Source organism: Bacillus nitroreducens, from assembly GCF_964021195.1.
In genome coordinates, this window is sequence record NZ_CAXHYI020000003.1 from 3,538,784 (window position 1) to 3,561,715 (window position 22,932).

Here is a 22,932-nt window from a genome sequence, read left to right on the forward strand (position 1 = left end):
TTATTTTGCAACTAAACCTAGTTTTACTAAGCTTCCTGCTATTTGTACGGTGTTCCAAGCTGCACCTTTTAATAGATTGTCAGATACAACCCACATGTGGAACCCATTGTCTTGGTCTAGGTCTTTTCTAATTCTTCCTACGAATACATCCTTTTTACCAACCGCATTAATTGGCATTGGATACACTTGTTCAGCTGGATTATCTTCTAATACAACTCCTGGTGCAGTTGCTAATAGGTCTTTTACATCCTGTGCTGATACCCCACTTTGAGTTGTCTCAAAATAGACAGATTCTGAATGCCCCGTTTCAACAGGTAGACGCACACAGGTAGCTGCAACATGAAGATCTGGAAGATGCATAATCTTCTTTGTTTCATTTATCATTTTCATTTCTTCGAAAGTGAAGCCGTTATCCTCAAATTTGTCAATTTGTGGAATTGCGTTGAATGCAATTTGATAATGTTTTTTGTCGCCTTTTACAGGTAAAACCTTTGGTGAAATTTCATTTCCTTCAATAATATCTTGTGTTTGCTGATTCATTTCTTGAATAGCCGCTACACCTGAACCAGATACTGCTTGATAAGTTGAAACGATTACTTTACTTAAACCATATGTCTTGCGAATCGGCTCTAAAGCAACAACCATTTGAATAGTTGAACAATTCGGATTTGCAATAATTCCATTATGATTTAGAAGGTCATTTTCGTTTACTTCTGGTACAACAAGAGGTACATTTTCATCCATTCTAAATGCACTCGTGTTATCTACTACAACTGCACCACGTTTTACTGCTTCTGGAGCTAGCTCTTTTGAAACCCCGCCACCAGCACTAAATAAAGCAATATCGACACCTTCAAACTTCTCTGGTGCTGCCACCTCAACTGTTACTTCTTCACCTTTATACATAATCTTTTTACCAGCAGAACGTTCTGATGATAATAAAGTTAGTTTTGTCAATGGAAAATCAGTTTCTTCTAATGTTTTAATAATCTGCATTCCTACTGCACCTGTTGCTCCTACTACCGCAACATGTAATTCTCTTACTTCTGTCATTTTGAATAATTCCCCTTCCTAGTCTTACTAGAACGTCTAATTTACGTTTAATGATATATATTTTACCACATACAAGGACTAAAGGAGAGAGAATTTTTCATTCTTTCTCCTATATTGTGAAAATAATGTCTATTTTTCGTCGTCACGGAATTTTTCAACAATTACGGGTTGTAATTGTTTACCTTCAATTGCAGCTACTACAGTATCTCTAAGCAATGACATTCGAGCTACCATTGAATTTGGTTTTTTCGTAGGTGCATCCTGGCCATATGGGATAAAATATATATTCTTAGTTGCCATTAATCTCATTAGATTTACACCATTTAAACCTAAAGCATCATTTGTTGAAATCCCTAAAACAACAGGACGTTGGTTTCGCAATGTAGCTTTAGCAGCCATCAATACTGGGGAATCTGTTAAGGCGTTAGCAAATTTACTCATTGAATTGCCTGTAAGTGGTGCAATGACCATACAATCAAGCGGCATTCTAGGACCTAAAGGTTCAGCTTTTACAATTGAATCAATCACTTTGTTTCCAGTAGCTTTTTCAATTTTTTCTACCCACTCGGCACCTTCCCCAAAATGTGTATTTGTTGACTGGACGGTCCAAGAGACAACAGGTATTACTTCTGCACCTTCATTTACAAGTCTAACAATCTCTGGGAATACTGCATCATACGTACAATGGGATCCAGTCACACCAAATCCAATTCTTTTCCCTTTTAATGAAGTCATTTTATTCGTTCCCCTCTCTCTGCTGTAATAACTCAAGAAGTAATTGAGATAGTACGTTCGCAACAATTTGCCCGGCTGTTTTTGGAGCAACAATTCCAGGCAATCCAGGTGCTAATAAAGCTTTAATTCCTCTTTTTTCAGCATATCTAAAATCGGTTCCTCCTGGTTTAGAGGCTAAATCGACAATTAATGTGTGAGCAGGCATCTTTGAAATGACACTAGCCGTAACAATTAAATGTGGGATCGTATTGATACATACATCAATATCCTTCACTTCTTCGGCGATGTTAGATAAATGAAATGGTGTTAACCCCATTTCGGAAATCCTTGCAATGTGCTCTGATTTTCTGGCACCTACCTTTACATTTGCCCCTAACGCAGCAAAGCTTCTCGCAACACTCATTCCGACTCTTCCAAGCCCCAGAACCGCCACATTTGAATTATGGATGGTTATATCGGTATGTTGAATGACCATCATAATTGTTCCTTCCACAGTAGGGATTGAATTATAAATGGCTACATCATCTCTTTCAAATAAACGGACTAACTTTCGATTGGTTGCCTTAATTATTCCATCTAGATATGAATTACTAATTCCTGAATAAACTACACAGTGTTCTGGTGTTTTCGACAGTATTTCTTCAGACAAGACGACTGTCTCATTGGAGAAAATCGTTTCAACTTCTCCTTCATTATTCGTTCCAGATACTGGTAATATTATGGCGTCTATATCTGAAAAATCGATTTCATCTATTCGTACTTTTGAAGCTCCAGTAAATCCATGGTCCAATTGATCAAAACCAATTAAAGAAAGTCTTGCATCTAGTTCAATTAATTTACGAATAATTTCTAACTGTCGTGCATCGCCACCAATGATTGCAACATGCATATCAGTTAACATTAACATACGTTTTATCACCTTCTTCTACCTAAAGTGAAAACACAAAGCTATGTGAGTACATGACAAAATGGCACTTCCCAATTCATTTCAATCTCAAACTTCTTTAAAACACTTACTTCTAATAAAATCACCATAATTTTATTTACTTCACCATACTATGAGGTATTGCTTAAATAGGTGAATCAACAAGGTGAAATTCTCTTGGAATAGCATTAATTACCCATAAGGAAATAAAAGTTAGAGGGAATTTTTAGGCTGTGGAGGAAGGGATTAAAAAAAACCACGAAAACTCGAGGGCACTGAAAAAGTCCCTTTCTAAAATTGGTGTTGATTTCCGCTGCAGCCACTCGCTTTCCGCGGGCGGTCCAGGAGCCTCCTCGTCGCTGTGCTCCTGCGGGGTCTCCCCTGGCCACGCTTTTCCCGCAGGAGTCTCGTGCCTTCCGCTCCAATCAACTAAATTTATTGAAAGAAACTGTCGAGGATGATATTGAACACTTACAGATTTCCGAGGACCAAGATGCAAAAATAGGGCACAAAAGTGCCGATACTGCCTTCTTTGGATTCAAAACACATCTTGCGATGAGCGAGGAACGCATTGTCACAGCCGCGTCAGTTACTTCAGGTGAGAAAGATGATGGAAAACAACTTGAGACACTCATAGAAAAAAGTAAAAAAGCTGGAATAGATGTTGAAACAGTTATTGGTGATGCAGCCTACTCTGAAAAAGGAAATATTGAGTACACTGAAAAGAATGAAATAAAACTAGTTGCTAAATTAAACCCATCTGTTACTCAAGGTACTCGTAAGAAAGAGGATGTATTTGAATGTAATAAAGATGCTGGAATGTATGTCTGTAAGGCAGGACATATGGCCATTCGCAAAGCTCGACAAGGTAAAAAAGGCGTAGCTGCCAATCAAGTGGATACCTATTATTTTGATATCGAAAAGTGTAAACACTGTCCATTTAAAGAAGGTTGTTATAAGGAAGGTGCTAAAAGTAAAACTTATTCTGTTAGTATTAAATCAAATGTACATACTGAACAGATGGAATTTCAGGAAAGCGACTATTTTAAAGAAAAACCCAAAGAGCGTTATAAAATAGAAGCTAAAAATAGCGAATTAAAACACAGACACGGGTATGATGTAGCGAAATCCTCGGGTCTAATTGGCATGGAATTACAAGATGCCATGGCGATATTTACGGTAAATATAAAGCGGATTTTAAAACTATTAGGGTAATAACCCCGGGTGAAATGGTATCATATGCATAAAAAAGACGACTTTTAATTCAAAAAATGAATTTTAGTCGTCTTTTTTGATTTATCAATTTAATCACCTATAAAAAACGTAAGTTTTTCAGCTGCCACGAAAACTCGTGGTTTTTTTGTGAGTGTTATTCAATTTCTTCTTCAGTTCCATATTCATCTGGAATATCAATGATGATCATATCAGTACCTATTTTACGGATATGTTGCCAAGAAACTCGGACTTCATTTCCCTGTCTTTTTAATCCAAACCATTTTAAAGAAGGAATGATGAGGGCCTTTATTTGACCCGTCCTTTCATCAATTTCTAAATCTGTTTGTCCTAAAACCCCAAGTCTCTCGGCACGTTTTACATCGACAATTTCTTTTCCACTTAGTTCACTTAGCCTCAATAAGACCACCCCTTCATTGTCCTTACTACATATTATGGAGTAGTCCACTTTTTTAGAAGCAATTTCAATTTGGTACCTTACGAATAGGAACGGGTCGAAATTGAGGAAATCTTCTTATTGATCATTTCACTTTAGTGGTAGATCTTCATTAGGGCTGATTAAAGCTAATGAAAAATCATCAGTGAAAACGCGTTTACCCATCGCATTCACACTTTCTTCATTTACTGCATTAATTTCCTCTAATATTTGATCAAGACTTTTATGTTCCTTTAATAATAATTCATTCTTTCCATTGCGACTCATCCTGCTGTTAGTACTTTCGAGGCTCAGCATCAAGCTACCTTTCATTTGTTCTTTGCTATTTTTTAATTCTTTTTCAGTAATTCCCTCTGCTTTTAGCTTAGCTAAGGTGTTTTGAATGGTTTCGTACAGGAGGTTTAATTGATTACTACCTGTACCACCATAAATGGTCACCATCCCTGTATCTTTATAAGAGGAGTGATAGGAGAATACAGAATAAGCTAACCCTCTTTGCTCACGTACTTCTTGGAACAATCTGCTACTCATACTACCGCCAAGAATATTATTTAGCACGATTAAGTCATAAACATCTTTATCCCCAATTTGTAGGCCATTAAATCCTAAACAGAGATGTGCTTGTTCAGTATCTTTTTTTCGGGTGATTTTATTTGTATGGAATACAGGTTTCTGCAATTCTTGATTAGATTGACTTCCAGAATAATTACCAAAATATGCTTCTACCTCAGATATAAATTTTTCATCGATATTACCTGCAATTGACACAACTACTTTTTCAGGTGTATACATTTCATTCATGTATTGACGAAGCGTATTCCCATTAAAAGTGGCCAACGTTTCTTCAGTACCTAATATCGGAAATCCTAGTGGATGATTTTCATAAGTCGCTTTACTCAATAAATCATGAACTATATCATCTGGTGTATCTTCATACATCTTTATTTCTTCATAAACGACATTTTTTTCTTTTTTTAATTCTTCTTCATCAAAAGTTGAATTAAAAAACATATCAGCTAAAACATCTAGTGCAAATTTTGCATGCTCATCTAAGACTTTTGCGTAATAACAAGTATATTCTTTTGAGGTAAATGCATTTACCTGTCCACCTATACTGTCAAAAGACTCGGCAATTTCCCTTGCAGTTCTTGTTTTCGTACCTTTAAAAAACATATGCTCCAGAAAATGTGATATACCATTGTTCTCTGGGGTTTCATTTCGTGAACCTGTACCAATCCAAACACCAATTGCAACTGATCGAACAGTTGGGATATTTTCTAATACAATTCTTACACCATTTTGACAAGTATATTTTTTGATCAAGTCTGGATTCCTCCTGTTCTAAGAACACAACGTTACTTTTTCTTTAGTATAATACGTTCTTCATTTAATAATGTAGAAACGTTGTCGATTGCAAGATTTTTTTGTTTGATAGAAATAATTAATCGCTCAAGACTTTGAGCGGTTGGTGATGTTGGATGCATTAACACCATGGCCCCAGGATGAACTTTACCCATAACTCTTTGAACCAGCACATGTGGTTGAGGGCGCTGCCAATCTATTGTATCCACGCTCCACATGATTGTTTTCATGCCAAGTTCATCTGCTATTTTTACGACCTCATCACGATAACTTCCACTAGGTGGCGCAAACAAAGTTGGCTTTTTACCTGTAGCAGCCTCAATAACCTGGTTTGTCTTAAGTAGCTCTTCTCTTACTAGATTAGAGGCCAATGTTTTCATATTTGGATGTGTATAGGAATGGTTACCAACCTCGTGGCCAGCATCTGTAATCATTTTTGCTAAATCAGGATTTTCCTTTACCCATCTTCCTTCAAGAAAAAATGTTGCTCTCACATTGTGCTTCTTTAGAGTTTTAAGCATATCAGGGATATATTCGTTCCCCCATGCCACGTTTATCAAAAATGAAACGATTGGTTTGTTCGGATTTCCACGATAAATTGCAGTTGAAGGTAAATCTTCAAGATGAACCTTTGGTGAAATCTGCCTATATACAAGCTTATTTTCATTAAAATCGCCATCTTTTTTCATTTTTTCAAATGATGCTTTTATATCCACTTCCAGTCCATTTAAGCCAGGAGTTGCTTTCCAAACAGGGTCAATCTTTGCATCTTCTGCTGGAATACTATACTCGATTGCCCTTTTCTCGATTTCATTTAATAACTGGTCACCTTTACCACTTACAGGGATCGCTTCAGCGTTTTCTTTTAGACCCCTGACGTAATCATTTGTAAACGGATTATGTAATGATCCAATTGAAACCAATAAAATACATATAAAAGCTAAAAACTGTATGTATTGTTTTTTCATAACTATCCCCCTCTTTACTAGAAAATATGTAAAGGAGGGACAAGGTAGAACAGAAATCAAATAATAAAGCTTTTTTATAGGTTCTAAATCAAATGTTGGGGTTTTAGGCTACCGCGCTACGCTTGGTGGCCTCTATAAAAAATGATGGATGGTACCATTCATCATTTTTTATAGAGGAGAATCACACCAACTCGGTTAACCAATATGTACCCCAATTCTTTTATACTTGTGTGTTAATAAAATCTTCGCCCTAAAGCGTTCAAAAACTCTAAATCCATAAGCATTTCTCTTTAGAACTTTGGTTGAATTATTAATTCCCTCTAAAAACCCATTTGAATATTCATAGGCAAAGCTATTTAATACTTCAACTTGCCAATTTTGTATGGTCTTTATTGCTTTAATCATTTCAGGTATCTTTGAATCCTCAATTAACTTATATAGTTCTTCCAATTCCTTTTTAACCAAACTGATACTGTTTTTTCCGTTTTCTTTGGCACGTAAAAACCAAGAACGATATGCCTCTTTAATTTCATATGCTTGTTTGAGTTCATTCGACATCTCCAAGTAACGATTTAAATGCCATTTCTCATCCTTAGTTAAGCGTTGGCAGTCTTTATGAAAGACATGTTTCATACGTTTACACTTTTTACGGTCGTAGCCATGAAATTGGTTTTGTACTCGACGTCTTACTCCATCAAGCCCCCAATAGATGTAACGACAAAAATGAAATCTATCAGCTACAATAACAGGTTTACCCAATGCCTCTTGAACGGCTGCTTTAAAGGAATGATTCATATCCATTATGACTATTTGCACTCTAGATCCGTGCTTTCTTAAGTAGTCTTTTATCGTACGTTTATAACGATTTGGTAGAATATCAATCGGTTCTTTTGTTATCCCATTCGCAATGATTAACTGGTATTTCCCTTCGCGGGTATCACCCTTGTATTCATCAATAGCTATAACTGTAGGTAATTCTTCCACCGGACGAATTTCACTTCGTGAAATTTGATCGAATCGACGTATAATGGTTGAAGATGAACACCCGTAGATTTCAGCTGTTTCCTTAAATGTTTTTCCTTTAATCGCTTTAATTGATATAGCTTGATTCCATTCTATTGAGGTACGTTGATAACGCATGACAAAAGGATTTTTCTCTGAAAAACGTTTCCCACATTCACAGACATATCGTCTTCGCTTATAAAAGATTTGGGTTTTTCTTTCAAACCACTTTAAGTGTTGAATTTTTTGTATACGATAGTCATGAATTTTACTCGTCCTTTGATTACATTTAGGGCACCGATGTACTTTTCGCTCCATTTCAACGTACAGGCGGATAACTTCGCCTACTTCTTCAACATTGGTTAGGATAGACCCTTTTAATCCAGGAATAATCATGGTAAAATCCATATACACGCAACTCCATTCTTTAGACTTGTTTCTAGACAATTCAAGTATAAAAGAATGTGGAGTTTGCGTGTTTTTTTATGCACACAAAATTTTGTTTAAACCCCAACAAATATTATAGAGCCTTTTTATAAAGATGTTTTACTAAAACTTAAAAAGCCCGGTTTACCAGGCTTTGCGAAAGGATTTATTTATTGTTTTTGTTGTTCTTTTTCCTTTTGTTCACGTAAAACGGCTTTTCTTGAAAGGTTTACTCGTCCTTGTTTATCGATTTCTGTTACCTTTACAAGTAGTTCGTCACCAATTGAAACAACATCCTCGACTTTTCCAACTCGTTCTTCAGCAAGCTCTGAAATATGAACAAGTCCGTCTTTACCACTGAAAATTTCTACAAACGCACCGAACTTTTCAATACGTTTTACTTTACCAAGGTACATTTGACCTACTTCTACTTCACGAACGATATCTTCAATAATTTTCTTCGCTTTTTCATTCATTTCTGAATCAACTGATGAGATAAAGATCGTACCGTCTTGCTCAATATCGATTTTTACACCCGTTTCATCAATGATTTTGTTGATTTGTTTTCCACTTGGTCCAATTACATCTCGGATCTTATCTGGATTAATAGCCATTGTTAAGATCTTAGGTGCATATCTAGACAATTCAGTTCGTGGTGTAGTTAAAGTTGCTAACATAGAATCTAGAATGTGCAAGCGACCTTTTTTCGCTTGTTGTAATGCTTCTTCAAGAATTTCACGAGAAAGACCCTCGATTTTAATGTCCATTTGAAGAGCGGTTACACCTTTTGATGTTCCAGCAACCTTAAAGTCCATGTCTCCTAAGTGGTCTTCCATTCCTTGGATATCGGATAACACAGTATAGTGCTCTCCAGATTTAACTAGACCCATTGCAATTCCTGCTACAGGTGCTTTAATAGGTACACCTGCATCCATCATCGCTAATGTACTTGCACAGATACTTGCTTGAGAAGTAGAACCATTTGATTCTAACACTTCCGATACAAGACGAATGGTATATGGGAAATCCTTTTCAGAAGGTACAACAGGTTCAAGTGCACGTTCACCTAATGCTCCATGGCCAATTTCACGACGGCCTGGACCTCTCATTGGTCCTGTTTCACCAACGCTGAATTGAGGGAAATTGTAATGGTGCATAAATCGCTTCGTTTCTTCAATTCCCAATCCATCGAGGATTTGCACGTCACCAAGTGCTCCAAGGGTACAAATACTTAATGCTTGAGTTTGTCCACGTGTGAATAGACCTGAGCCGTGAGTACGTGGCAGTATGCCTACCTCGGATGAAAGAGGGCGAATTTCATCAATTTTCCTTCCATCTGGACGTACCTTTTCAACAGTAATTAAGCGACGTACTTCCTCTTTTACAAGTTTATTTAAGATTTCTTTTACTTGTTTAATGGTTGCTTCTTCAGCTTCTTGCTCCTCGTATTCTGCAACAATCGTTTCCTTAACTTCATTTATTGCAGCCTCTCTTGCATGCTTTTCAGCAACTTGTACAGCTTTATTAATGTCCTCTTCAGCTTTTGCACGGATTTGTGCTTCTAATTCTGGATCAAGCTCATAGAGAACAATCTCCATTTTCTCCTTACCAACTTCTGAAACAATCTTTTCTTGGAATTCAATTAAACGTTTGATTTCTTCATGTCCAAACATAATTGCTTCAAGCATTACTTCTTCAGGAACTTCCTCTGCACCTGCTTCAACCATGTTAATGGCATCTTTAGTACCTGCAACAACTAGATGGATATCACTTCTTTCCTGATCCTTCACTGACGGGTTGATGATGAATTCATTATCAACTCTACCAACAGTAACGCCCGCAATTGGACCTTCAAATGGAATATCTGACACAGATAAAGCTAATGACGAACCAAACATAGCTGCCATTTCTGAAGAACAATCTTGGTCCACACTCATGACAATGCTGACAACTTGTACTTCATTTCTGAAACCATCCGCAAATAAAGGTCGGATTGGTCTATCTATTAATCGACTTGCTAGAATAGCTTTTTCACTTGGTCTTCCTTCCCGTTTGATGAATCCTCCAGGAATTTTTCCAACCGCATATAATCTTTCTTCATAGTTTACTGTCAGCGGAAAGAAATCCAACGGTTTTGGCTCTTTTGATGCTGTTGCTGTACTTAAAACAGCTGTTTCTCCATAGCGAACTAATACAGCTCCATTCGCTTGCTTCGCTAACTGACCAATTTCTACGGTCAGTTGTCGGCCAGCCCAGTCCATGGAAAAGACTTGCTTTCCTTGTTCCATATATTAGTACCCCTCTTTCATATCACATTCAGTTTATGTATTAATAGTATGAACTAATTTATTCGAACATATCAATACTTGTTCCATATGTAAAGTGAATTTTATTTCAATTTGGTAGAAAGGAAGGAAAAAAATCCCTCCATTTTTAACCTAATAAAAAAGCGGGAATGCTCCCGCTTTTTCGTAGATTATCGACGTAGTCCAAGCTTGTTGATTAATTCACGGTAACGAGTTACGTCTTTATTACGTAGATATGTTAATAAATTACGACGTTTACCAACCATCTTTAATAGACCACGACGTGAATGATGATCTTTCTTGTGTGTACGTAAATGATCATTTAACTTATTGATTTGCTCAGTTAGGACAGCGATTTGAACCTCTGGAGAACCAGTGTCATTTTCGTGAGTCTTGAACTCGCTGATAATTTCATTCTTACGCTCTTGTGTGATTGCCATCCTATTCACCTCCTAATAATAGTATCCCCAATTACCTAGCAGACGTTGGTGATTCGAACTGCCACGCAATGGTTCTTTATAATACTTAACTAGAATACAACTTTTCACGATAAAAAGCAAGTATGTTCGGCTATTTTCTCAAAGTATTCCTTCGCATGTTCCTTGTCTTGCCCAATTTGTTTAACTAATTCTTCAACAGATGAAAACTTTTGTTCAGAACGAATTCGCTTATGCCATTCAACAGTAACTTCTTTGCTATAAATATCTTCGTTAAAGTCGAATAAATGAACTTCAATAGATGGTACTGTTTTGTTTTCATGAAAAGTAGGTTTTACACCTAAATTACATACTCCATTATACCATTTTGCATCGATTTTTAATCGAACTGCATAGACTCCCATTTTCGGAATAATGTAATCTCCATTCGATTTTATATTGGCTGTAGGAAACCCGATCTTTCTGCCTCGTTTTTCGCCATCAACGACTATCCCTTTAATTGAGTAGTATCGACCTAACAGGCATGGTAATTGATCAACTTCTCCTGATGCAATATGGTTTCGAATAAGCGTAGAACTCACTTTTTCATTATTAAAGGTTAATTTTTCTACAGTTGTTTGAGTGAATCTTCCTTTTGCGAGTTCGGTAAGATTTTCCATTGTTCCTTCTCCAAATCGCCCATAGGTAAAATCAAATCCAGCAACAACATGCTTAACATGAAGACCTACAATATATTCATCCACAAATTGTTGTGGTGAAAGACTTGCAAACTCAGATGTGAAATTCACTATATAGAGATAGTCAATTCCCAAGTCAGCAAAAAGCTCTTCTTTATGATGTAAAGGGGTTATATATTCGATATGTGCTCCACCTTTTCTCAATACAACTGATGGATGTGGGTCAAATGTCATAACAGAGCAAGCGATTCCTTGTTTATCTGCTTCCTTTTTTGCAGTTTCAACAACTTTTTGGTGACCTAAATGTATACCATCAAAGTATCCCAACGCCAACACAGTTGGTGGAAAATCTGTCTTAGTAAATGAATGTGGATGTGTGATATGAATCGTTTTCACTTCTATTTCACCTTTTCTACACTGAATAACCTATCCAAACCTATTTTAATTCTTGGTTATTTACTAATACTTTGATAGGTTTTATCAATTGTGGTTTATCTGGATGTCTTTGATATATTGCTAGGATTTCTCCATTACATTGGGTAACAATAGGTTCCTCAACCTGAATATCACTTAATTCTTGTGGTAATGGAAGTACTGCCCCATTTTTTACTTTCTCTGCTACTTTATCATTAATTAATATTTTGCGCAAATGAGATAGAGCCGTTTCAATTGAAAGTAAATGCTCTTCAATGTTTCCTTTTTGAACAAGGGACTCTAGTTCATCTAGAGTTATACATTGGTCAAGTGTATATTCGCCAGATGATGTCCGTTTTAGATCAGACATATGGGATGGATACCCCAGTTGCTCACCAATCTGAACAGCTAAAGTTCTTACATATGTACCTTTACTACAGGTAACACGAAAACGAAATGAAATCGTCCCATTATCTTTTTTGATATCACTAAGCAATTCTAATTTGTGTATCGTAATTTTTCGTGAAGGTCTTTCAATTACCATTCCTTGTCTTGCATATTCATATAGTCGCTTGCCATTTACTTTAACGGCAGAGTACATTGGAGGTGTTTGAATAATTTCTCCAGTTAAGGAACGAAACACTTTCAACACTTCATCTTTTGTTATATCTTTATTTACACTTTTTTCTTCTACTTTTTCACCAGAAGAATCCTCAGTAGTCGTTGAGAAACCTATCGTTACTTCGCCTTCATAGGTTTTATTTGCGGCTGTTATGTATTCAACGATTTTTGTAGCTCTTCCTAAACAAATAGGTAGAACTCCTGATACATCAGGGTCTAATGTTCCAGTATGGCCTACCTTTTTCATTTTCACTAGCTTTCGGACCTTGAAAACACAATCGTGAGAAGTCATTCCTTTTGGTTTATTAAGTAGTAAAATTCCATCCACCTATTGTCACTCCCCTACCGATCACTTTTTAAGAAATGTTCATAAATAAAATTGAAAAAGGGATAGACTTTTATTATAAAGCCTATCCTTTCTTCTATTCTTGGTTTGATTCTTGATTTGACTGTTTATTAATTTCATGAAGGATTGTTTCAATTCGATTTCCATAGTCTATTGACTCATCAAATTCAAATAGAATTTCAGGTGTTTTTCGTAAACGAATACGTTGACCTATTTCTGAGCGGATAAAGCCTTTCGCTTTTGCAAGACCTTTTAAAGTGTTCTGTCTTTGCTCTTCATCACCTAAAACCGAAATAAAAACTTTTGCTTGTTGAAGGTCTCCAGTAACTTGAACGTCGGTTACAGTTACAAATCCAATGCGCGGATCTTTAATCTTCCGTCCAATGATGTCACTTAATTCCTTTTTCATTTGTTCTCCAACACGATTTGGTCGTAAACTCATCTTTGTATCACCTCGTCTATAACCACTCAAAATCGGTTACTGTTCGATCTAATTCTGGAAACGAATCAATAAACTTTAGAGCATTGTTTAATTCGTGTTCAGTGACTTTACGGCTTGATGCAACAGTAACAATCGCAAGCCTTGTTCGCTGCCATGTATCCTGATGGTCAACCTCAGCCACTGAAACATTAAACTTTTGCTTGAGCCTCGTTATAACGCTCTGCAAAACAGCACGCTTCGCTTTTAAAGAATTTACATCATAAATTACACATTCGCACTCAACATATCCGATCAACGGCGTTCAACTTCTTGCATGACGAATGCTTCAATGATATCTCCTTCTTTAATATCGTTGTATTTCGCAATTGTTATACCACACTCGTAGTTTTGAGCTACTTCTTTCACATCATCTTTGAAACGTTTCAACGTATCAATTTCACCTTCAAATATTACGACGCCGTTACGGATGAGACGTACTCCACTGTCACGAGTAATCTTCCCATCTGTCACGTAAGCTCCAGCAATCGTACCAATCTTAGATACTTTAAAAGTAGTACGTACTTCAGCCTGGCCAATTACCTTCTCTTCAAATTCAGGATCTAGCATACCCTTCATTGCAGATTCAATTTCTTCAATCGCTTTGTAGATGATGCGGTGAAGACGAATATCAATTTCTTCCTCTTCCGCTTTACGTTTCGCATTAACATCAGGTCGAACATTAAAGCCGATTACAATAGCATTTGAAGCTGATGCAAGCGTAATATCTGATTCATTAATTGCACCAACGCCAGTATGGATAATCTTAACTTTTACACCTTCTACGTCGATTTTTTGAAGTGACGCAGTTAAGGCTTCAACAGAACCCTGAACATCAGCTTTTACAATTAAATTAATTTCTTTCATTTCACCTTGTTTGATTTGTTCAAACAAATCTTCTAGGCTAACCTTTACTTTATCCCCACGCTGCTCAACTAATTGTTTCTGAGCTCTAGCTTCTCCAACTTGACGTGCTTTCTTTTCATCTTCGAAGACAACAAACTGGTCACCAGCTTGTGGAACATCATTAAGTCCCGTAATTTCAACTGGAGTTGAAGGACCTGCTTCTTTAACACGACGGCCTAAATCATTAACCATTGCACGTACACGACCAAATGTGTTTCCAACTACAATTGGGTCACCAATGCGTAACGTTCCATTTTGAACTAATAACGTAGCAACGGATCCTCTACCTTTATCAAGCTTTGCTTCAATTACAGTACCTGTTGCTCTCTTTTTAGGATTCGCTTTGTACTCTTCAACCTCACTAACGAGAAGGATCATTTCAAGCAACTCGTCGATACCCTCACCAGTTAATGCTGAAATCGGTACGAAAATGGTTTCGCCTCCCCAAGCTTCAGGAACTAGGCCATGCTCAGTTAATTCCTGCATAACTCGATCAGGGTTTGCCGTAGGTTTATCCATTTTATTCACAGCAACGATAATTGGTACCTCAGCTGCTTTAGCATGGTTAATTGCTTCTACTGTCTGTGGCATTACACCATCATCTGCAGCTACAACTAATACTGTTATGTCTGTAACCTGTGCTCCTCTAGCACGCATTGTCGTAAACGCGGCATGTCCTGGTGTATCTAAGAAAGTTATTTTTTTGCCATTTTCAACAACTTGGTAGGCACCGATATGTTGAGTAATCCCACCAGCTTCTCCAGCAGTAACCTTTGTATGTCGAATTGAATCAAGAGTTGTTGTTTTACCATGGTCAACGTGTCCCATGATTGTTACGATTGCAGGTCTTTCAATTAAGTCTTCCTCATTATCTTCTTCGACATATTGTTCAAATTCAGTTACATCAAAGACAATTTCTTCTTCTACTTCTACACCGTACTCTGAAGCGATTAATTCGATAGAATCTTTATCAAGTTCTTGGTTAATTGTCGCCATTACCCCAAGCATAAAGAGCTTCTTAATAATTTCTGAAGGCTCTTTGCCAAGTTCTTTAGCTAATTCTCCAACTGTTAATGAACCGATAAACGTAATTTTTTCAGGTAATTTCTTTTCAGGCTTTGGTTGAACAGGTTGATGTTGATGATTTGGTCGATTATTACCCTGTCTCTTTTTATTCTTTTGATTATTGTTTCGATTATTAGACTGGAAGCCCTTCTTTTGTCCTTGATTTTTAGAAGGTGCTGGCTTTTTCTTAGCATCCTTCTTTTCAGTCACATTCGTTGTAGCATTATTAGCTGGTTGTTTTGGACTGTTATTTTTATTTTGTTCGTTTGAAGCCTTTGGTGCTTCTGATTTTTTACCAAATGTTTGATCCAATTTATTCAAAATATCTCCCTCTATTGTTGCCATATGATTTTTTACTTCTATGTCCATCTCTTTTAGCTTCGATATAACTTCCTTACTTGAGATATTTTGTTTTTTTGCATATTCGTATACACGCATTCTGCTCATATGTTCACCCCCAAATATGTTAATCGAGCAAGTGACTAATTTTTTTTGCAAACCCACTATCTGTAATAGCGACAACTACTCTAGCATCTTTTCCAATCGCATGCCCTAATGTGTACCGATCGCTTACATTACGAAGTTGAACCTGATAATACGTGCATTTATCTGTGATTTTCTTTGTAGTGTTTGCTGAAGCGTCATCAGATAATAAAACGATTTTTGCGTTTCCGTTGCGAATTTCCTTCACAACAAGTTCTTCACCTGAAATGACCTTTCTTGCTCGATTGGCAAGTCCCAATAACGATATCCACTTTTCCATTTATGAAAGCTTCTCTTTCTCTACCAGTTGGAGTAAGTCTTCATAAATTGAATCATCAATCGTAGCTTTTAGTTGACCTGCTAGTATGTTCCTTTTCTTTGCAAGCAAGATACATTCTTTATCCTTACTTAGGTATGCGCCTCGCCCTGACTTTTTTCCAGTAAGGTCTATTGAAACCTCACCCTCTTTGGAACGGACAATTCTTACTAGTTCCTTTTTCGGCTTCATCTCACCGCTAACTATACACTTACGTAATGGTATTTTTTTCTTCCCTACCAATTTTTCCACCTCACTCGATTTCTTCAGTCTGCAAATCGAATGCTTCTTCCTCGTTTTCCTCTAGTTGATCGTCTTCAAATAGTCCAAAGCCTTCTCTTGGGTAAATTCCTGCTTGTTCAGCTTCTGATTGGCTTTTAATATCAATTTTCCAACCAGTTAATTTTGCTGCTAATCGTGCATTTTGTCCTCGTTTACCAATGGCTAATGATAATTGATAGTCAGGGACAACGACAGTTGTTGCTTTTTCCTCTTCATTCACAATGACATCAAGAACCTTAGATGGACTTAGAGCATTTGCTACAAAAACAACTGGATCATCGGACCATTTAACAATATCAATTTTTTCACCTTTTAATTCATTCACGATTGCTTGAACACGTTGCCCCTTTGGTCCAACACAGGATCCGACTGGGTCTACTTCTGGATTATCGGAGTGGACAGAAATTTTTGAACGATCTCCCGCTTCTCTAGCGACTGACTTTATTTCTACTGTTCCATCATAGATTTCTGGAACCTCAATTTCAAATAGACGCTTCAGTAATCCAGGATGTGTTCTAGAAACAAAGATTTGTGGTCCCTTTGTCGTTCTTTCAACCTTTGTTATGTAGACTTTAATTCTGTCGTGAGGCTTATACTGTTCATTTGGCATTTGTTCATTAACCGGGAGTAATGCTTCAATTTTACCTAAAGCTACATAGATAAATTTAGAATCAAGACGTTGTACAATTCCCGTCATAATATCTTCTTCACGATCAATAAATTCTGAGTAGATAACTCCTCTTTCTGCTTCTCGAACACGTTGAGTAACGACCTGTTTAGCCGTTTGTGCGGCAATACGTCCAAAATCTTTTGGTGTTACTTCAATTTCAACAACGTCATCCACTTGGTAGTTTGGATTAATAGTTCTAGCTTCACTTAAGGAGATTTCCAATCGTGGGTCAAACACTTCATCTACTACATCTTTCCTAGCAAACACTCGCATTGAACCATTTGCTAAGTTTAAATCAACCCTTACATTCTGAGCTTGATTAAAATTCCGCTTATATGCAGAAATAAGAGCTGCCTCGATTGCCTCTATAATCACATCTTTACTAATGCCTTTTTCTTTCTCGAGCAATGTTAAGGCATCTAATAATTCACTACTCATTGGATTTCAAATCCCCCTTTATTATCTCAAACCTATTAGATGTTGTTCAAATAGTCTGGTGAAAATGACAACCTCATCCATTTCATCACACTTTGAACTCTCACTTTTTTAGTTAAAAGTAACAGCAAGTCTCGCATTTGCGATTTTTTCATACGGAATTTCAACAGATTTTTTTCGTGTCTTAACCATTATATTCATTGTCACAAGACTACCATCAAATGAAGCAAGCTCTCCTTCAAAAATCTTTTCCCCATCGATTGGCTCGTATGTTTTGACATACACTTGTTTTCCAATTGCCTTTTCGAAGTCACTTGTCTTTTTCAATGGCCGCTCAGCACCTGGACTAGAAACTTCGAGAAAATAGTTATACGGAATGGGATCTACTTCATCAAGTTTTTCACTTAATTTTTCACTAACTGTACCACAATCTTCGATATCAACACCCTTTTCTGAATCGATGTAGACACGAAGAAACCAGTCTTTCCCTTCCTTTACATACTCGACATCAACAAGCTCCATCTGTAATTCAGTTAATATAGGTATCACTAATTCTTCCACTATCTGTGTTACCTTTTTGCTCATGTTTTTCCTCCTAAGCTGTCAAGGAATACCTTTGTTTTATTCATAGTATTTCCTAAGTAGTGTAAAAACACCCTGCTATAATAGCAGGGAGGCAGTTGGAAAATATAGAGAAGTTCCATCTTAAACACATTGATACACAATTTTAGCCTCAGCCAAAGAATAAAGAGTGGGAAGCCCCACTCTTTTACCAGTAATATACATAGTATTTCCATAAAAACTATAACATAATCGGTATTTATATGCAAATCAAAATGAATAGAAAAACGAAAGGTCATTTATCTTTCGGTCCATTCTATGTCCGATAGAGACATTCGTTGAACTGCATACAATTAGAACAACGATAATTGGTTTTGTTCTGGCATATCCTCAAGACATCCATGATTCTCTAGATATTCCATGATTGTTTTGGATACTTTACCACGTTTCTGTAAGTCTTCTTTCGATAAAAATTCACCTTGTTCTCTAGCTTTTACAATATTGATTGCTGCATTTGTACCTAGTCCTGGAATTGAGTTAAACGGTGGTATAAGTGCATCCCCATCAATGATAAATTCTGTAGCACTCGAGCGATATAAATCAACCTTCTTAAAGGCAAAACCTCGCTCACACATTTCAAGTGCCAATTCGAGAACAGTAAGGAGGTTCTTCTCCTTAGGTGAAGCATCAAGTCCCTTTGCATTAATTTCATCGATCTTCGCACGTATTGAACTAGAACCTCGAACCATCGCATCAACATCAAAATCATCAGCACGAACAGTGAAGTATGCTGCGTAGTATAGTAATGGTAGATGAACCTTGAAATACGCAATCCTAACGGCCATTAATACATATGCGGCAGCATGGGCCTTAGGGAACATATATTTGATTTTTAGACATGAATCAATATACCAATCTGGAACATCATTTTTCTTCATTTCTTCAATAAACTCATCTGTTAGTCCTTTACCTTTACGTACAGATTCCATGATCTTAAAGGCTAATGACGGCTCTAAGCCTTTATATATGAGATACACCATAATATCGTCACGACAACCAATAACTTCACTTAGCGTACATATATTGTTATGGATAAGCTCCTGAGCATTACCCAACCATACATCCGTACCGTGTGACAGACCAGAGATTTGAACAAGTTCTGAGAAAGTAGTTGGTTTAGTATCCTCTAGCATTTGACGAACAAATCGTGTACCGAACTCTGGAATCCCCAGTGTTCCCGTTTTACACATAATTTGTTCTTCTGTTACTCCGAGAGATTCCGTACCACTGAAAATTTTCATAACTTCAGGATCATCTGTAGGTATCGTTTTTGGATCAATTCCACTTAAATCTTGAAGCATCCTAATCACAGTTGGATCATCGTGACCAAGTATATCAAGCTTTAATACATTATCGTGAATCGAGTGGAAATCAAAATGTGTTGTTTTCCATTCGGAATTTGTATCATCAGCAGGATATTGAATCGGTGAGAAATCATAAATATCCATGTAGTCTGGGACAACGATTATGCCCCCTGGGTGTTGACCCGTTGTCCGTTTGACCCCTGTACAACCCGCAACTAATCGATCCGTTTCTGCTCCACGCATCGTTAAATTATTGTCATTAGCATACCCTTTTACATATCCATAGGCAGTTTTTTCGGCTACTGTACCAATTGTTCCAGCACGGAATACATAATCCTCTCCGAATAAAACCTTCGTATAGTTATGAGCACGGGGCTGGTATTCACCTGAGAAGTTAAGGTCAATATCTGGTACTTTATCCCCTTTAAATCCAAGGAAAGTTTCAAACGGGATATCATGACCATCTTTTTTGTAATTCGCACCACATTGTGGGCATTCCTTGTCTGGTAAGTCAAAACCAGATCCAACAGATCCATCATTAAAAAACTCAGAATGTTTACAATCTGGACAAACGTAATGTGGTGGTAGGGGATTAACCTCTGTAATTTCTGTCATTGTCGCGACTAAAGAAGACCCTACCGAACCACGTGAACCTACAAGATATCCATCATCAAGTGATTTTTTTACAAGTTTATGCGAAATCAAATAAATAACCGCAAATCCATGCCCAATAATACTTTTTAACTCTTTTTCTAATCGTTTTTCTACAATTTCAGGTAAGTCCTCACCATAGATGCTTCTTGCCATACTATAGCTCATATTACGAATTTCATCGTCAGCACCCTCAATTTTAGGTGTATAAAGATCATCTTTGATTGGTTTTACTTCGCCAATCATATCAGCTATTTTTTGTGTATTTGTTACGACAATTTCTTTTGCTTTTTCTTTTTCTAGAAAAGAGAAACAGTCTAACATTTCATTCGTTGTCCGAAAATGAACTTCTGGAAGTGAATGACGATTTAATGGATTTGCACCACCCTGAGACCTTACTAAAATTTTTCGATAGATATGGTCCTCAGGATTTAAATAGTGCGCATTACCTGTTGCAACAACAGGTATATTCAACTTTTCTCCAAGCTTAACAATATTGTTCAAAATATCTTTAAGCTCACGTTCATTCTGTATTAAATCTAATTCTAATAAATGCTTATAATTTGAAGGTGGCTGTACTTCTAAATAATCATAGAACTGAGCAACGGATTCTACCTCTTCTGGAGATTTTTGCATCATTCCCTCGAAGACTTCCCCTTTATCGCAAGCAGAACCAACTAGAATTCCCTCACGATATTTCTGCAGTTGAGACCGCGGAATACGAGGTACACGATAAAAATAGTGAATATGGGATAAGGAAATTAATTTAAATAGATTTTTAAGACCTACATCATTTTGTGCTAGCAAAGTTGCATGATAAGGTCTAGAGCGTTGATACGCCTTTCCTTGTCCCATGTAATCGTTAAGTTGATCATGATATGCGATTCCTTTTTCAGCCGCATCTTTCAATAATTTCACCGCTAAGTACCCTGTAGCTTCAGCATCATAAATTGCTCGGTGATGCTGTGTCAACTCAATATCAAACTTTTTACATAATGTATTTAAACGGTGATTTTTAAGTTCTGGATATAAGAATCTAGCAAGTTCGAGTGTATCAATGACTGGATTTGTTGCTTGTTCGATCCCCGCTTTTTTATAACCCACATTTAAAAAGCCCATATCAAAGCTCGCATTATGAGCGACTAAAATGGCATCCTCAGTCCATTCCTTAAATTTAACTAGAACTTCACTGACCTCAGGTGCATTTCGAACCATATCATCTGTAATGCCTGTCAAATCGATGGTAGTTGCACTTAATCGATGATGTGGGTTAGCAAATGATTCGAACCGGTCAATAATTTCTCCATTCTTAACCTTCACCGCAGCTAATTCGATAATCGTATTATAAACCGCAGATAATCCTGTTGTCTCAACGTCAAAGACGACATAGGTATCTTCTTCTAAGTTCCTGTGTTGTGAATTATATGCAATAGGAACACCATCATCTACTAAGTTAACTTCAACCCCATAAATCATCTTTATTCCACTTTTCTTTGCAGCGGCATATGCTTCTGGGAATGATTGTCCAACTGCGTGGTCGGTTAAAGCAATAGCAGTATGTCCCCATTTTTTAGCCTGTCCAACATATTGACTAATTGATGTTACAGCATCCATTTGACTCATCGGTGAATGAAGGTGAAGTTCAACACGCTTCTCTCCTTCAGGCGCGGTGTCTTTTCTTTCATTTAAAGGCTGTATTTCGTTGATATCATTCGCTAACATAACTAGGTCCCTGACAAATGTATCGTTTTGAATGCTTCCTCGCACCCGTACCCACATTCCTTTTTTGATGGCTTGTAATAGATGAACATCTTCTTTATCACGAGAGAAGACTTTCACCAATATCGAATCAGTATAGTCTGTCACTTTAAACGTGAGAAGCGTTCTACCACTACGCAATTCTCTCGTCTCTGCAAAAAAGATATAACCTTGAATAGCAATTCTACGTTCTTCATCAAGGATTGAACTAATTTCTTTGAAATCTTCATCATCTTTAATTGTATAACCAATCGTAATAGGTCCTGAGATTGCGCCAGCTTGGTCTTTTTCCTTTTCTTTCTTCTGCATGTCAGCAACAGCTAATAAAGCTTTTTCTTGATCTTCCTGTTGTTTTTTCTCTAAGAATTGCTCATATTCTTTATTAGAGACTTCTACTTCTGTTTCAAGCTGAAAAAATGGAAAACCATATGACTCATACACCTGTCCAATTATTTGAGCATATTTTTTCTTTATGGCAGTCGCTTCTGTATCATTTCTTGTTTTGATATGAAGTTTTAGACCTTGTTGTTTTGGTACTTGATTATGCAATAAAGAAAGTATCGGTGGAGCGATTCCATCTAACTCTTGTAAACATAGAGGCCAATAGGCTTGAACCATCTCCTCGGTGACATGTTGTGATTGTACACGTATTGAGAAACTTACTGAGGCGATATTAGTAAACTTTGTGCGTAATTGTGTAGAGAATATTCTCATAACATCTGCTGGAATTAATTTATTTAATGAGAAAAAGAAATGCCATGCTTTCTTTTCTTTATCAATTACAAGTTTTTCAATTCCTGCATTTTCAAAATGCGCTACAAGTGCATCATCTGTTAATTCAAGTTGTTGAAGCAATACATTAAAACGCTCTTTCTGCTGTGGCGATAATTCCATCCTCGTTCCCCCTCTTCAGACGAAAATGCCTAGATTAGCGGCCTATATTCACACTATTATCCTGCTCTTTCACTTAAACAATAATGAAGGTACCTCAACATATACAGAGGTACCCTTTTCTTTTCTAT

Annotated in this window: 19 protein-coding genes and 1 pseudogene; 1 reads left to right on the forward strand and 19 read right to left on the reverse strand. The window is 36.9% G+C overall.

All coding sequences use genetic code 11. From position 1 onward, the window contains the following. The 3 genes from asd to dpaA form a co-directional block, all read right to left on the reverse strand. Positions 1–1,053, reverse strand: coding sequence for an aspartate-semialdehyde dehydrogenase (asd, locus tag ACWPVE_RS21140; RefSeq protein WP_453996852.1), 1,053 nt, complete (start codon positions 1,051–1,053; stop codon positions 1–3). 129 nt (positions 1,054–1,182) lie between these two features. Then, on the reverse strand, positions 1,183–1,788 hold the full coding sequence (locus ACWPVE_RS21145) for a dipicolinate synthase subunit B (protein ID WP_453996855.1): 606 nt from the start codon (positions 1,786–1,788) through the stop codon (positions 1,183–1,185). A gap of 1 nt (position 1,789) precedes the next feature. Beyond that, the gene (gene dpaA / locus ACWPVE_RS21150) at positions 1,790–2,689 is read right to left on the reverse strand and encodes a dipicolinic acid synthetase subunit A (RefSeq protein ID WP_453997672.1); all 900 of its coding nucleotides are present in this window, start codon (positions 2,687–2,689) and stop codon (positions 1,790–1,792) included. Positions 2,690–3,139: 450 nt separating this feature from the next. On the opposite strand from dpaA, the pseudogene ACWPVE_RS21155 reads away from it, so the two are divergent. Next, positions 3,140–3,928, forward strand: a pseudogene (locus ACWPVE_RS21155) (transposase); the annotation flags it as partial. A 154-nt stretch (positions 3,929–4,082) separates the two neighbouring features. On the opposite strand, the gene ACWPVE_RS21160 reads toward ACWPVE_RS21155, so the two are convergent. From ACWPVE_RS21160 to ACWPVE_RS21235, 16 genes are all read right to left on the reverse strand, one after another. Further along, positions 4,083–4,346 (reverse strand): YlmC/YmxH family sporulation protein, encoded by a 264-nt coding sequence (locus ACWPVE_RS21160; RefSeq protein ID WP_453996857.1) that lies wholly within the window; start codon positions 4,344–4,346, stop codon positions 4,083–4,085. A 126-nt stretch (positions 4,347–4,472) separates the two neighbouring features. Further along, entirely contained in the window at positions 4,473–5,705 is a 1,233-nt protein-coding gene (locus ACWPVE_RS21165; RefSeq protein WP_453996859.1) for a M16 family metallopeptidase, read from the reverse strand. A gap of 32 nt (positions 5,706–5,737) precedes the next feature. Beyond that, on the reverse strand, positions 5,738–6,712 hold the full coding sequence (locus ACWPVE_RS21170; protein WP_453996861.1) for a polysaccharide deacetylase family protein: 975 nt from the start codon (positions 6,710–6,712) through the stop codon (positions 5,738–5,740). 195 nt (positions 6,713–6,907) lie between these two features. Continuing rightward, positions 6,908–8,128 (reverse strand): ISL3 family transposase, encoded by a 1,221-nt coding sequence (locus ACWPVE_RS21175; RefSeq protein ID WP_082090051.1) that lies wholly within the window; start codon positions 8,126–8,128, stop codon positions 6,908–6,910. Between the two features lie 182 nt (positions 8,129–8,310). Further along, complete coding sequence (gene pnp / locus ACWPVE_RS21180; RefSeq protein WP_453996863.1) at positions 8,311–10,428, reverse strand: polyribonucleotide nucleotidyltransferase; 2,118 nt, start codon at positions 10,426–10,428, stop codon at positions 8,311–8,313. A gap of 188 nt (positions 10,429–10,616) precedes the next feature. Then, complete coding sequence (gene rpsO / locus ACWPVE_RS21185; protein WP_136378383.1) at positions 10,617–10,886, reverse strand: 30S ribosomal protein S15; 270 nt, start codon at positions 10,884–10,886, stop codon at positions 10,617–10,619. Positions 10,887–10,990: 104 nt separating this feature from the next. Further along, positions 10,991–11,956: a bifunctional riboflavin kinase/FAD synthetase gene (ribF, locus tag ACWPVE_RS21190; protein ID WP_453996865.1), complete on the reverse strand. Its 966-nt coding sequence runs from the start codon at positions 11,954–11,956 to the stop codon at positions 10,991–10,993. Positions 11,957–11,996: 40 nt separating this feature from the next. Continuing rightward, positions 11,997–12,923: a tRNA pseudouridine(55) synthase TruB gene (gene truB, locus ACWPVE_RS21195; protein ID WP_453996866.1), complete on the reverse strand. Its 927-nt coding sequence runs from the start codon at positions 12,921–12,923 to the stop codon at positions 11,997–11,999. 94 nt (positions 12,924–13,017) lie between these two features. After that, positions 13,018–13,383 (reverse strand): 30S ribosome-binding factor RbfA, encoded by a 366-nt coding sequence (gene rbfA / locus ACWPVE_RS21200; protein WP_057996952.1) that lies wholly within the window; start codon positions 13,381–13,383, stop codon positions 13,018–13,020. 16 nt (positions 13,384–13,399) lie between these two features. Next, complete coding sequence (locus tag ACWPVE_RS21205; RefSeq protein WP_453996868.1) at positions 13,400–13,678, reverse strand: DUF503 domain-containing protein; 279 nt, start codon at positions 13,676–13,678, stop codon at positions 13,400–13,402. Further along, positions 13,675–15,837, reverse strand: a complete 2,163-nt coding sequence (gene infB, locus ACWPVE_RS21210) for a translation initiation factor IF-2 (protein ID WP_453996870.1) — start codon at positions 15,835–15,837, stop codon at positions 13,675–13,677. The genes ACWPVE_RS21205 and infB overlap by 4 nt, the downstream gene beginning before the upstream one ends. Positions 15,838–15,856: 19 nt before the next feature. Next, positions 15,857–16,153, reverse strand: a complete 297-nt coding sequence (locus ACWPVE_RS21215; RefSeq protein WP_453996872.1) for a YlxQ family RNA-binding protein — start codon at positions 16,151–16,153, stop codon at positions 15,857–15,859. Next, on the reverse strand, positions 16,154–16,432 hold the full coding sequence (rnpM, locus tag ACWPVE_RS21220; protein ID WP_453996874.1) for an RNase P modulator RnpM: 279 nt from the start codon (positions 16,430–16,432) through the stop codon (positions 16,154–16,156). It abuts the gene before it with no gap. A 10-nt stretch (positions 16,433–16,442) separates the two neighbouring features. After that, a complete protein-coding gene (gene nusA / locus ACWPVE_RS21225; protein ID WP_453996875.1) occupies positions 16,443–17,579 on the reverse strand; it encodes a transcription termination factor NusA in 1,137 nt (378 codons plus the stop codon). Positions 17,580–17,687: 108 nt separating this feature from the next. Then, positions 17,688–18,161: a ribosome maturation factor RimP gene (gene rimP, locus ACWPVE_RS21230; protein WP_453996876.1), complete on the reverse strand. Its 474-nt coding sequence runs from the start codon at positions 18,159–18,161 to the stop codon at positions 17,688–17,690. Positions 18,162–18,490: 329 nt separating this feature from the next. After that, a complete protein-coding gene (locus ACWPVE_RS21235; protein ID WP_453996878.1) occupies positions 18,491–22,804 on the reverse strand; it encodes a PolC-type DNA polymerase III in 4,314 nt (1,437 codons plus the stop codon). Positions 22,805–22,932: the final 128 nt, after the last annotated feature.